Annotated in this window: 13 protein-coding genes; 7 read left to right on the plus strand and 6 right to left on the minus strand. The window is 40.4% G+C overall.

Going from position 1 to position 13,440, the window contains the following annotated elements:
• The first annotated feature begins 64 nt into the window (after positions 1-64).
• The 4 genes from ACW689_RS07840 to ACW689_RS07855 all read left to right on the plus strand — a co-directional run bounded on the left by ACW689_RS07840 (position 65) and on the right by ACW689_RS07855 (position 5,159).
• The gene (locus tag ACW689_RS07840) at positions 65-1,321 is read left to right on the plus strand and encodes a DNA cytosine methyltransferase (protein ID WP_476290056.1); all 1,257 of its coding nucleotides are present in this window, start codon (positions 65-67) and stop codon (positions 1,319-1,321) included.
• A gap of 2 nt (positions 1,322-1,323) precedes the next feature.
• On the plus strand, positions 1,324-3,753 hold the full coding sequence (locus ACW689_RS07845) for an ATP-binding protein (protein WP_476290058.1): 2,430 nt from the start codon (positions 1,324-1,326) through the stop codon (positions 3,751-3,753).
• Positions 3,750-4,655, plus strand: a complete 906-nt coding sequence (locus ACW689_RS07850; protein ID WP_130127185.1) for an ANTAR domain-containing protein — start codon at positions 3,750-3,752, stop codon at positions 4,653-4,655. Before ACW689_RS07845 ends, ACW689_RS07850 begins: the two co-directional genes overlap by 4 nt.
• A gap of 264 nt (positions 4,656-4,919) precedes the next feature.
• A complete protein-coding gene (locus tag ACW689_RS07855) occupies positions 4,920-5,159 on the plus strand; it encodes a hypothetical protein (protein ID WP_476290060.1) in 240 nt (79 codons plus the stop codon).
• 120 nt (positions 5,160-5,279) lie between these two features.
• Here the strand turns inward: ACW689_RS07855 and ACW689_RS07860 are convergent, their stop codons facing one another.
• From ACW689_RS07860 to ACW689_RS07880, 5 genes are all read right to left on the minus strand, one after another.
• Complete coding sequence (locus ACW689_RS07860; RefSeq protein WP_476290062.1) at positions 5,280-5,987, minus strand: hypothetical protein; 708 nt, start codon at positions 5,985-5,987, stop codon at positions 5,280-5,282.
• 148 nt (positions 5,988-6,135) lie between these two features.
• Positions 6,136-7,491: a hypothetical protein gene (locus ACW689_RS07865; protein WP_476290064.1), complete on the minus strand. Its 1,356-nt coding sequence runs from the start codon at positions 7,489-7,491 to the stop codon at positions 6,136-6,138.
• Positions 7,492-7,933: 442 nt separating this feature from the next.
• The gene (locus ACW689_RS07870) at positions 7,934-8,401 is read right to left on the minus strand and encodes a GNAT family N-acetyltransferase (RefSeq protein WP_476290066.1); all 468 of its coding nucleotides are present in this window, start codon (positions 8,399-8,401) and stop codon (positions 7,934-7,936) included.
• 173 nt (positions 8,402-8,574) lie between these two features.
• A complete protein-coding gene (locus tag ACW689_RS07875; RefSeq protein ID WP_476290068.1) occupies positions 8,575-8,883 on the minus strand; it encodes a putative quinol monooxygenase in 309 nt (102 codons plus the stop codon).
• On the minus strand, positions 8,861-9,094 hold the full coding sequence (locus tag ACW689_RS07880; RefSeq protein WP_476290070.1) for a DUF2798 domain-containing protein: 234 nt from the start codon (positions 9,092-9,094) through the stop codon (positions 8,861-8,863). The genes ACW689_RS07875 and ACW689_RS07880 overlap by 23 nt, the downstream gene beginning before the upstream one ends.
• Before the next feature lie 89 nt (positions 9,095-9,183).
• Between ACW689_RS07880 and ACW689_RS07885 the strand changes: the two genes are divergently transcribed.
• From ACW689_RS07885 to ACW689_RS07895, 3 genes are all read left to right on the plus strand, one after another.
• Positions 9,184-10,044: a LysR family transcriptional regulator gene (locus ACW689_RS07885; RefSeq protein WP_476290072.1), complete on the plus strand. Its 861-nt coding sequence runs from the start codon at positions 9,184-9,186 to the stop codon at positions 10,042-10,044.
• Between the two features lie 245 nt (positions 10,045-10,289).
• Entirely contained in the window at positions 10,290-11,189 is a 900-nt protein-coding gene (locus tag ACW689_RS07890) for a hypothetical protein (protein WP_476290074.1), read from the plus strand.
• Between the two features lie 35 nt (positions 11,190-11,224).
• Positions 11,225-11,710, plus strand: a complete 486-nt coding sequence (locus ACW689_RS07895; RefSeq protein ID WP_476290076.1) for a hypothetical protein — start codon at positions 11,225-11,227, stop codon at positions 11,708-11,710.
• Positions 11,711-11,792: 82 nt separating this feature from the next.
• Here the strand turns inward: ACW689_RS07895 and ACW689_RS07900 are convergent, their stop codons facing one another.
• A complete protein-coding gene (locus ACW689_RS07900) occupies positions 11,793-13,250 on the minus strand; it encodes a hypothetical protein (RefSeq protein ID WP_476290078.1) in 1,458 nt (485 codons plus the stop codon).
• Positions 13,251-13,440: the final 190 nt, after the last annotated feature.

Here is a 13,440-nt window from a genome sequence, read left to right on the forward strand (position 1 = left end):
ATTTTTTGCAGTTCTTGACTAAAAAGTTAAGAGGGCTTTTTTAGCTTTTAGAGTGGTATTTTAAATGGGGTTAGGTGAAAGAAAAACAAAGGGAATTTATATTGACCTCTTTTCAGGGTGTGGTGGCTTATCTCTGGGTTTAGGCCATTCCGGATGGACCGGTTTATTTGCTGTTGAAAAAGATCATATGGCTTTTGAAACCTTTAAACATAACTTAATTGACGGTAAATATAATCATTTTAGATGGCCAGATTGGTTACCTAAAAAAGAAACCACAATCCAAGAACTGTTAACAAACTACCAAAGTCAACTCGCTGAATTAAATGGGCATGTAGATTTAATAGCGGGAGGGCCTCCTTGTCAGGGTTTTTCAATGGCAGGTAGGAGAAAGATGGATGATCCAAGAAATAAGCTTTCAGAAGAGTACATTAAAATGGTACAGCTTATTTCTCCGAGATATCTCGTGCTTGAAAATGTAAAAGGTTTCAACTCCACGTTTAAAGATAGTACTGGTAATCGGAGTAAAATACCTTACTCAGAAATAGTGAAAGCTAGACTGGAAGAGTTGGGATATAAAATTTTTACAGGCTTCATAAATAGTGCTTGCTTTGGTGTGCCCCAAAATAGAACTAGGTTTATTATGGTTGGGGTGAGAAAAGACCAGCTTCACTCAGAGTTAGATCCATTTTTAATACTAGAAGAGCTTCGAGAGCCCTTTTTAAAAGAGAAGCAGCTTCCAAACAAGCCAGTAAGTGTTCGATCAGCAATAAGTGATCTTGAACAAACCAGTGCAGAAATCATATATCACTCAGGATCTGAAAATAATGGCTTTAAGCAGCTAAACTACACCTCTCCAAATAGGTTAACTTCCTATCAAAAAGCTATGAGAAAAGGGTTGCAAAGTAAGTTTAAGCCAAACAGTTTGAGAATAGCTCGCCATAAGCCTGAAACAGTCGAGAAATTTAAAAAAATTCAAAGTATATGTGTTCCAGGAAAAGGCCTAACGGACGAGCAAAAACAGCTGATAGGAACTAGAAAGCAAGTCATAACGGTGCTAGATCCATCACAACCTTCTAGGACTTTAACAACTTTACCAGATGATCTTCTTCATTATTCGGAACCTCGAATTTTGACAGTAAGAGAGAATGCTCGTATTCAATCATTTCCTGACGACTTTGAGTTTAAAGGGAAATATACCACAGGTGGTAGCCGACGAACGCAGGAGTGCCCTCGTTATACGCAAGTAGGAAATGCTGTTCCGCCTTTAATGGGAGAAGTTTTGGGCCGTTTAATTGGCCTACTGAACGAAAGGAGTTCTTAAAAGTGAAGTTTAAAATAAGCTCTGGTCTAAAAGATATTATAGGAAAAGAGCTAATAGTGGACGACTTTGTCGCTATATTTGAGCTGGTTAAAAATTCATTTGATGCATATGCTGACAGAGTAGATTTGTATTTTGATGAAGATAAAATTTATCTTATTGATAATGGCAAAGGCATGTCTAAATCAGACATTGAGAATAAGTGGCTGTTTGTTGCTTATTCTGCGAAGTCAGATAAAACAGAAGATAAAGCATTAAGTAATGATTATCGTAAAAATTTGAGGGCAACAAGGCAGTCCTATGCGGGGAATAAAGGAGTCGGACGATTCTCATGTGATCGTTTGGGAGCAAACCTTACTATTCAGTCAAAAAGCTCCTCTGAAACAGAAGTTAATCTGGTTACTATAGATTGGGGAGAGTTTGAAGTAGATCAGAACATGCAATTTCAGGATGTTCTGATAGAGCATCATAAAGAGCGAGATTTTAGTTTACCAGAAGAGCTCTCCGGTTTGCAGTTTGATACTGGCACTATTTTAGAGATATCCAGATTAAGAGACCCAGAATCATGGGATCGGGCGAAGTTGAAAAAGCTCAAAGCTTCAATTGCGAAGTTGATAGACCCTTTTGGTATCAAAAAAGATTTCGATATCTATATACATGCTCCAGCGGAAAAAGACAGGGATAAAAAGGAGCTATTAAATAACAGTGATGTTGACCAAGATTCTCCTTACTTTGATATTATCAATGGAAAAATTAGTAACTTAGTGTTTGAAAGGCTAGCGGCTAAAACGACAAGAATAAAAACTATACTCTCTAATGATTGTACAAAAATTACCACTGAGCTAATAGATAGGGGAGAGAGAGTTTATAAGATTGAAGAACCTTCAACTTTTAAAGCTCTTCATTCAACATCGCTATCTGTTGAATTATATTATATGAATACTGTTGCTAAGATTAATTTTACTAGGTCAATGGGAGTCCCGGTAAATCAGTTTGGTTCAGTATTCCTTTTTTTAAACGGATTTCGGGTTGTGCCTATTGGAGACCCCAATGATGATTATTTTCAACTTAACGCAAGAAAGGCACAAGGTTATGCTAGATACCTGGGTACTCGAGAGGTGTTGGGGTTAATTGATGTAAAGGGTGACAACTCTAAATTCAGAGAAGCAAGTAGTCGAGATAAAGGGTTAATACCTACACAAGCATCAACAGAGTTGAGTGAATATGTATTTGAAAAGGCTCTAAAGCGATTAGAAGCATATGTTAGCAAAGTATCATGGCCTGATAAGCTTGACTCTGACTCTGCTGATTTAAGCCGTATTTTGACGGATCAAGGGAAAACGCGCGTAATAGAAGTTCTTTCAAAGCTTATTTCTGGCAAGAATATTAAATTACTAGAATTTAGTGAATCGATGATTGATACAATCAGCATAAGAGATGAAAGCTTTGAAAGCACTATCAGAAACTTGCAGGTCTTTGCAGAAAAGTCCGATGCAGAAAATTTGCAAGATAAAATAGATTTGGCTCTAAATAGATACAATGATCTAAAGGCTGCTGAGGCTGCTGCGAGAGAAGAAGCTGAGCGGGAAAAGAAAATTAGGTTTGCAGCAGAACTTGAAGCTAAGAGAGCCAGAGATGAAAAACTAGCTGCTGAAAAGGAGAGAGATAAAGCTTCTCAATCACTAAAAAGTGCGGAGAAGAAAATTGGTATTGTTGAATCAGCCTTAACTGAAGAAAAGAAAAGAAATTTATTCTTGAAGCAAGCATCTTCAGTTGAAATAGATACAGTCCGAAACTTTCACCATCAGATCGGAATATATTCTTCGAATATCAGTCACTACATTCAGCATAAGCTAGATACTTTAAACCATGGGGAACCGTTGAGCATAGACGATGCAAAATCTCTATTAGAAGAAATTAGCTTTAGAAATCAACAGATTTTAACTATTAGCCGAATAGCAACGCTAGCTGATTACAGGATGAGTGCTGAAAGTATAACGGATGATATTATTGAGTTTTCAAAGCAATATTTGGAAAATGTGGCCAGCCAATATCACCCTGATATAGAGGTCTCTTGGACGACCGATAATACTGAGTGGGTAATGGAGTTTATGCCACTGGAGTTAATGATTGTTATTGATAACCTTGTCCATAATGCTGCGAAGCCAAATACTGGTTGTACTAGAATTACATTTGCATCAAGAACTACTAGCAAAGATAGACTAGAGATTGATATTTTTGATGACGGGTTAGGTTTCGCAGATCATTTGCAACTTGATATTGAATCTGTTTTTGATATGGGCGTAACGACTACAGATGGTTCTGGGTTAGGACTTTATCATGTTAGACAAGTTATCAATAGTATGGGTGGAAGTATAAAAGTTGATCTGGAATATGAGGGTGGAGCTAAGTTTGTTGTGAGGTTCGCACGATGAAACAAACATACAATATTCTCTGGATTGATGATCGTCAAAATCAGGTTGAGAAAGCGCAAAACCGTGTGAGAGAAAAGCTTGCTAGAATGGGGTTTGAATTAGAACTTAAGAAAGTTAGCAAAATAAATAATGATTCTGAGTTAAAAGGTCTTTTTAAATCTATCCAGTATGACCTGTTGGTTGTAGATTATAAAATGCAACAGGGTGCTAAAGATGGTAGCGAACTGATTAAAGTTATTCGAAGGCACTGTACAGCGACAGATATAGCATTTTATAGTAGTGATACACCTCAAAACTTGAGAGCTAAGATAAACGTCGATGGTGTTTATTGCTTTAACCGCGCAGATCTTCCAAATCAGCTAATACACTTGATTGAAACTCGTTTAAACCGCCTGTTAGATTTAAATCAAATGAGGGGGTTATACTTAGCCGCCGTTGCCGATTTTGATCATCTCATTGATGAAATAATCCATAACTCCTTTAGTAAGATTAGTTGTAGTAATGTAAAAAAAAGCACTATTGATCATATTTTCGATACTGTCTTGAAATTTCATCAGAAGAAGGCCAATGAAATAGGGAAAAGTGACAGAACTGGCGATATTTCTGATTATACTCACTTGCTGACTAGCCAGCCAAAAATAGAGCTACTCCTGAAAGTTCTTAATGAATTAGAAGATGAACAGCTGTTTACTCATGTAGAAAACCTAAAGCGATATTGTGAAGATATAATCCAACCAAGAAATAGACTGGCTCACTCAATGGAAATTGACTCCACAGGAGGAATTTACACTGTCAGAAACAATATGAAAGAGAGTAAGTTCGAGAAAGAAGACTTTTTATCGCTCAGGCATAAAGTTTTAAATTATAGAGATACATTACTGAGTATAAAAAGCCTTGTATGACACTTTATTATCTAACTTTTGAGACTCTCTAGATATATGGTTGGGTTGAGTATGAAACTCTATTTTCCCAACCTCAAATTCCCAAACCAAAACACAGACCCTACAGCCCCGCTCAGTATGAAACTATATTGCGGGGCGACATTTTTTGTGGGTGAACAATAAAGTGCTAGGCGACATTTTTGTAACTTATAAAGTCCTAAGTCACAAGGCGAGAAAATGCCTTTTTGAGGATGAACAACTAAGAATACGGTCACACTTTTATCAATGCTGGGCTTCGATGCGTTTAAAGATAATCGCAGTTTACAGGGCGTTTTAAAACATAGTGTGAGCTTTTGCGGTGATGTAGATACCGTCGCATCATTAGGGTTGGGGATTGCTAATTTAAGCGATGAATTTGAACCATCTCTACCAGCATTTTTGTACGATAACTTAGAAAACGGCGCGTATGGCCGAGATTATATCGCTAAAAAGTCGGCAGCTTTGATGGCGTTGGTTGGTAAATAAAACAATGCTTGATCATGAGCACTTAGCTCAACATTCATCCCAATTTGGGGGGTGCACTTACGGGGTTTTCTGTGTTGCGACCTAAGTGCACATTCACTCAAAAATAGCTTAGGTATCAAGTTAATAACTAAATTTGACCTCGGCGTTTCTTTTTAATTGGCTTGCCACGTTTTCGGCAAATTCAAAGGTGTTAAAGTTGCCTTTGAAGTAGGAAATATCATCTCGTTCGGTGTAAGTGCTCTCTAACACTTCTCTAAAATCCAGAACATCTTTTAGATTTTCAGTGTTTACATCATACTTGCCCCACGCATTGGCCTTACCGTCGGCACCTCTGTCGTAAGCCATGCCTTTCATCAAAACATCGGGAACCTGCTTGGCTAATTGCACAAGCTCTGTGTTTTCATTGAGCTTTTCTTCCAAATAGGCTTTGTCTTCATCACTGATAGAGCCTGTTACAACTAGCTGGCCGCTTTCATCAACAGAAAAGCCCCATTCTTGTTGTGCCAACTGTGGATCTGATTTTTCCAGTTCACTCATAAAGTCTTGGTAATGAGATTGCATATCTCTAAATAAACTGGGTAATTCACCAAAATAAAGCGTTTGAGACACCTTCGCAAATCGGTCAGGCTCATAAACGCTCACAGATGTTACTTCAATGTCGTGTAGATTAGCGTTGTTTGCCAGAGCAGGATCATCATTTATATTGCTTTGGGCATGTTGCTGTTGGGCAGCAGTGTTAATCTCATCGCTAATGGGTTTTTTGCTGTCAGGTACTTGCTTTGTTGTATTAAGCTGGGCCTGACTAATGGCTGGGTTACCTATCTTCATAACATATTCCTTATACGTGAAGAGGCCTTATTTATCGGTAGGTTCTTTAAATTACTTTAGTAAAATTTAACACTATTTTTTCATTTACTCCAAATACCTGCAAATAAAGCTGAGCAGTGTTTGAACACTGCTCATATAATTCAATAGGTTACGATGGTGTGCTACTTACTAAATCTTGATCGCATAAGTGACCAAACCAGACGTATTCGACGTTGTCGCCGCCAACACCTAGCCCAACAGAATGGGGCACTTCCATTCGCCAAACACCATAAACTAAGTCAGTATCCCATATATTTTTATAGCCAAAGCTGTATTCTGTGTGTCTTAGCGTGAGGTCGCTATAGCAAGAGCCTAAGTTCACTGTGCCTGAAACCACCCCTGCGCTGTTAGAAACTGCCTCATAGTCTGTATACACAATGAGATTCTCTGGCTCTCTGATATCTTGGTCAAACTTCAGTACTGCAGTTGCACCTTCTACCGGTTGGCCTGTTGAGTCTTTTAGTGTGATCCCCCAAGTAAGCTTGCGATACGCTTGGGTCGTAGCATAAGGTAAGCCCGAGATGAATGATGAGTAAGGTACGCGGTTTACATTACTTTCACCGGAGACATAGTGATTTGATGCCGACACCACTTTGCTGCCGAATGTCAGGGTGTATTGATTATTTGGGTTAACAGGCAACGCCAAGTTGGGACGCACTCTGACATAAATCTCTTGGTTGGGTTGTAAGTTGCCCAGCGTATTATCGGCGTTTTTGGTAAAAGGTTGCCAACCTGCGCTGTAGTATTCAGCAATCCACTCATCTGAATTGTTATCCGAGAAGTTAAGCAACACATCTTGACCTCGGACCGATGTGAATTTATAAATATCTATATCAGTTGCAGAGTCCATATTTGCAATGATCTTATGTTGCTTATCGGCTAATACGGTTGCCGTTGCAGCGGTATCATTAAATTCATAGTCATCGAGTGCGGTTGCAACTGCAGCGCCAAAGTTAAATGCGGCACCGGTGGATTCTTGTGCTTCCATAAACCAGTAGTAGTGACCCGGTTCGGTCAAAACAACGACAGTTTCATCGGCATTTCCAGTATTATTTGAGGTGCCTAGTGCCGTGTAGGTATTATCTGCGTTGTGTCGTATGATGCTAAGATCAATGTTGTTTCCGGTTTCCTGATTGAGCAACAATGCCGTTGTCTTACTTCGTGCCGTTATTTCAAAATGATAACATGCTGTATCACCCGCATTTAAACCAGATAAAGTATACAAACTGCCCGTTGCAAGTGTTGGGCACTGTGGTGTAATACTGGCTGTAGACACCTCGGTATTTGCCGTACTGTATACCTCTTTTTTATTTAACTTTTTACTGATGTTAAAGGTGGGAGATTTTTTGGAGAGTTTTACTTCCCCCGCTGGTTTTAAATTAAGATCTTCGGAACTGACTTGAGCGTGTGCACAAAGCGCCGAAGTTAACGCAGCAGTTGATAGTAAAGCCATTGTTTTTTTCATACGTCATTTTCCTTATTATGTAATCAATTCCATATAATCATTATCTTGTTTTTAGCACAACCCACTGTAAATTAAGGGTGTTTTTGTATTGGGCACAATTGTTGAATAATTCGAAAAATATTTGGCTTTTTGCGGCTTTTTTTAAAGCAACCGCTTTGTATTTTTGAATAATAATATTTTTTATTTGGGGTTGTTCTGACCATATTTAATGGGGTGTAGATAAGGTTTGTGTTGCTAAAATTTAAATAAGCAAAAAAAGTTCAAAAAAAGTTCATTTTCATTTAATCACCGTTATCTAGGCAGGATGCAGGCAGGTTTGCCTATGTGCAGCTGAGACTAGTGAATTTTAATAATCTCAAGTGTGGTATTTATCGACTCATCAAACGCTTATTCTTTTGACGAATAAGCGCGATAATAAAGCGTGCAAATGCGAAATTGATACTCAGTTATGTGAAGTAATGGTAAATACTTGGCGATTAACTCTGCCCCAATATACATCTTCGTATTCGGACTCAGTAAATGAAACGCCGTTCATTGATAAAGCGTTACGCCAAAATTGTACCGCGTGATCGGCACCTTGGATTTGTTTTACCTGCCAATTGCCTGGATGCGCTTGCCAAATTTTGCCGATAAACTGCGAGCCTATTTTTCTTTTTCTGATGCTTGGAATAACGTAGAACTCACACACTTCAAAGGCACCATCATCGATTGATATATTGGCCAGTGCAACGGGGTGTTCACCGTCAAAGGCTAAATATCCGATATGTCTTTTATCCAGCGGCGTATCAAGCGCAAAAACGCCCTGTCGATTTGGCAACTTGCCTGTGAGCGACGAGAATTCTGCTTCATAGGCTTGAGCTAAATTCATGTAAACTTCAACTAATTCACCTGCTACCTGGCGTACATCCACGACATCTTCCTCTAATTTGAGCTGTTAAAAAGTAAGTATGTGAATACTCACACTATCGGCGGTATAAGTAAATGATGTGTCGATTGCGAATAGGAAAGTAATACAATTAGTTATAAAAATCGTCGTTGTGCGTATTGCTGTGTTATGCCAACGAGGGGCATGGCCCCTCGTGCTTAGATTGGGTTTGGCCGTGCCAGCAAAGAGACAATTTCCACCTCTTTGGCCAACCAATCTTGGTATAGTTCAAACACTTTTTGGGTATAACTCTGCTGATGATGAAAATCAAATGCGGCTTGGCTTGCAAAGCGTTCAACCAGAGTCAGTTGAGTGCACGCTGTGTTTTCATAGAGTTCAAAACGTAAACAACCAACTTCACCGCGAGTTGCAGGGATAATTGCCTGAATTGCGTCGATACAGTTCTGATAATGCGCTGACTTTGGGGTGATATGGGCGATAAAGTTAACGTGAGTGCAATTTGCCATGGGTTTTATCCATAATGTGTTGAGTGATGATTGAAATGGGGCTTGATAGTAAGTAGGCTGCGGCAAACGAGGCCGGCCAGGCGTTGCAAAATGCGTGAGCCCAGCGAAACGTAAAGTCACTGACGAGCCCTAAATTAATATACGTCACCCACCCTGACACCATAAATGACAAGCATAGTGACAGCAGTAGCGTAAAAATAAGTTTTTGCATGTTTCCTCCTTTGACTGTTGGTATGATTGTAAGGTGTTGCCAGCAAAGCAGAATGGCAAAAATGGAAAGCTAAGGTTGCGAAGATAAATATGCTTGATGACTTACGATTGTTTGTGGAGATCAGCCGTCGAGGCAGTTTTGCTAAAGCCGCAGATGATTTGGGAGTGACTGCCCCAACTTTGTCAAAACGGGTGGTTGCACTGGAAGAGAAACTCGGGTATCCGCTATTACAGCGCAGCGCCAGGGGGGTGACGCTAACCAATCATGGGCAAGTCATCGTTGATAGTATGGCGAGCGAATTGCTCGCCCTGCAAGCACGGTGTAATACCTTGGCCAACCTAGAAACTAAATCATTCCATTTATTATGCCCACAAAACTTGATGATTGGGCCTTTGTATGACGCATTACAGTCGTTTCAAAGTCGCTATCCAGCGCTTCAGCTTCATGTTGAGCCTGCAAACAACTTAGAGTTGTTGAGCCAAAAACGCTTTGATTTAACCATCCGTGTTGGTGAGTTGGATGATTCGGGCGTATACCAAAAACGGCTTGGGCAGATCGTGGTTAAAGCGGTGGTGGCGCGGACTGCGATAAAAACACAAACCCTGTTTTTACCTTTTCGGCAGACTCAGTTGCCAGCAACGGATGAGTGGCGTGCGTTCGTAGCCCAGTTTAAGTACGTCTCTTATGTGGGCGATATTACCTTGGTGCGCAAGCTGGTGGGATCAGGTAACGGTGCTGGGATACTGCCTATGACAGAAATTGCGGCGCTATCATCAGAGTACACCGAAAAGTTTTGTTATCTGGGCAGTGCTCAGTTTATTCGAAACGTTTATGCCCTTTGGCTCGGACAGCGCGTACCGCCAACCCACACTATGGCGTTTATTGAACTGTTACAACAGCAATGCCAAAAACTCAATTATCTACAAGGCGTCGTGTTGGCCTTAGACTGATGCATGGCGTGTGTGCTCCACTGTAGGGCAATTAGCTGTGGAGTGGGGCTTTCACATGTGATGTTATGTCCTTTTTAAGCACAAAAGTACCCTTTTCATATCCACTTCCTCGAGTTAGTATCTGTCAGATTTTGCAGGTTTATTGAACAATGACTTCGCGTAAGATATTGCCATATTGATGATTAAACAAACTTGAAGTTTAGACTCAAGTTACAACATGCATCACCCAATTGTAAGGTGATGGTATGGTCAATGAAGCAGGTCGAATCGTAATGAACATACTGAAACTAATTTTGGCATTCTTTGGCGGCTTTGTCGTCGCTTACATACTGCAAGAACAGGCTGAACCGCCTGAGACTGAGCGGTCTAGCCATGGGCTATCTCATAGTTATAGTAATGCATATAAAACAGCAGACTCTACACCGACTGATATTCAGCAATTGCTGGCAGAAAATCAGCGTTTACAGGCGCAAGTTGCATTACTTGAGCTACCGATAGCTGCAAATGATGATTTGTTAGAACAGCCTTTAGAGTTCACACCTTCATCATCTGAATCCACATTAGATGAAGAGACAGAAGCTGGTTTAAGAGATGAAATCCAAAATAATTTAAACGTTTTTACAGTCAAGCCCGTGCTGTTTTCTCTGACCAATCAATTGCAGCTTGCGGAACAGCAAAGCGAAGCGCTGGAGCAGTTGCTTAGTAAAAAGGCACAGGCAGATCTTGATGCGTGGCTGATGTTTTCAAAGCAAGCACAATCGCAACCGGATAATGCGGACTATTTTCATCAACAATACATGGATGAAATCAGCCAAAACACCATGGATTATGAACGAACCATTGAGCAAACGTTGAGCTCAGAGCAATTGGCGCAGTATCAAGGGTATGAACAAAAGCAAGCACAGTTGCAGGCAAGCCAAAAAAGGGACTTGTTAACTCAGTCACTGAGTCGTTTAGAGTTAAGTGCCTTTCAGCGACAAGAGATCCAACGATTATCAGCACAAGTTTACACAGTTTCTGGCGCAGTAAGCTTGGGGTCGTCAGGCAGCCCTTATACAAACTCAAGCGTGCAGACAGACTTTGAAAAGTTGGCTCAAATAAAAGCGCTTTTCTCAGAAGAACAGCAGCGTAAGTTGAGCTTATGATGTTGGAATTAAAAATAAAAATATAAAGGATGAACATGAAAGCTAAAAATATGGTTGTATTATCAGCACTACTAGTGGCGTTTGCCGGGTCTGCTCAGGCGCGCATGCAATGTGAAGTAGGTGGTTATTGGCATACTGAAACACGTAACGTACAAGTATGCGATACGGTCACCGAAAACTACACAGTTACAAAGAGACATTGTGGTTATAGCGGTTATTTATACCTCGGCCACTTGTGGAATGAACCGGACTTCTTTTTGCCATATACAACGTACGCCTCAAAGAGCCTAGTTTTGGATGAGACAAGTAGCTGTCCTACCTCACAATATGAATCACAATCAGGTACTTATTGGTATACACGCTCTGATGGTACGCGCTCTATTGATTGGTATACTTATTCAGGTAGTTTAGGCCTTTCCAGTGATCAGTTAAACACGACGGAACATACGCGTGAAGTGAAAACAAACTGTCGCACTGAAACAAGAACGGTACGTGTTTGGCGCTGTGGCTTTGAGCCATAACATCGGATTTTGAATCTAAACAAAAAAGAAAGTGCGGGCTTTTAAAGTCTGCACTTTTTTGATTTAGCTAAGAAAATAAGGGTTAGTTAGCTGCAATAATTTCCCATTCCGTGCTTTGTACATGCCCGTTGGTTGCTTGGCAAAGTGCTGACCAAATAGTCACAAAGTGTGCTTTTTGGATCTCGCTGCCACTGTGCATAATACTGTTCGATATGGCGACTAAACTGGGCGGTGCGTAGAGTCTAGGGTGTGAGTCTTTGTATTTTTTATATATCCAGCTATTCTCGCCAAACTTATTTTTAAGTTGTTGCTTACGTTGTGATATTTGGTCATTTTTATCTTGAACTTGTTGGTAAGTTTGATCTGATTCCGGTCTTTTTGCCGTGGTGGTGGTTGAAATTAAGTTAGGCAAAGTCACATTGGCATCGGTGGCCATCTGTGTAAAACCATCTTGCATACGTCGTAGACGATCATTACCAGTGGTCACTGTTTGCGAGCGTAAAGTTGCAGGCCAAACGGCATCGAGTCCGAGCTTTGCCATGGTCGAATTGCTGTGAACACCAAAGTATTCATCCGGTAGCCCGAGCATATGGCCAAACTCGTGCGCCATAACGACATACTTATGAGGTACCGTACGGTCAACCGTATTCGGCGTGCGGATCACGATCAGCACGCCGCCGCACTGCCCCTGAACGGTATGGTTTCTGGGGCGTGTTTTTAAAAAGTTAACGGCGTCTTTTGCCCATTGTGCAGAGGTGTTAGAGACAATTGCAAAGTTATCGCCGACAATGCGCTGGTTGATATAGTTAGCCACAGAAGTGGCGCGCTTAGACTCTAAGTTGTACGTAAATGTACTGTCATTTTTTCCCTTTAGGCCAATTACATAGGCTTTTATGCCAACAACATCGGGCGTGCGTCTAGCGCGCACGATGGCTAAAAAGCGATCAAGGTAGGTTTTTAGGTCGGTGTTAAGAATATGCTTATCAGCAGCGAAAGTTAAGTAATCGCCGTCGCCTGCTGGCAATAAGCCCCTTAAACCCGCGCGAATTAAGCCTTCTTTATAGTTAAAAATACGGTCTTGTTTTTTGGTGATGTCTAAGTCATTGGCGAAGTTGTTTACGCCACAAACATGCGGTACTACCCCATGATGGATACCACCACTGGATTTATACTGTGCAAGTTTTGATACTTCAATAACGTACCGGCAGTAAGCTGGGTTATTGACCTCGGCGATGACAAAATCAATGTCCATCACAAATTCTTCCCAATTTTGCTTAGTGCAGCGAATTTTATAATTATTAGACCATTTTTCTAATATCACGCGGCGCGCGTTTCTTTTGAAGTCATTCTTTTCGGTCATCGTCCATGTGAGTTGGTCTTGTGTATTATCTTTAAATCGATAAAAGACTTTCACGATCACGGTAATTTTTTTCTTGTGTGGTTCGGCTTTTAGATCAAACTTACCGATCCGAGTGGCGGGAACAAAGTCTCTTACAACTAAGTTACCTCTGATGCCATCCCTGATGAAATTGTCTTTCATTTTCACCTCATTGATATGACTTTGAATATCGCCACTATAGTGGATAGTAAAAGTTGAATCAAAGTTAAAAATATATAATTAAAATGTTTTTTATTTTTTGTGTATATAGTTCATAAAATATTCGCGCGTCCATTTTTTTTCCACAATTATTCGTTATTGTCAGCAGATTTTCAGGCGGTATGTGTTTATC

Source organism: Pseudoalteromonas sp. ABE4_541 (assembly GCF_056312285.1).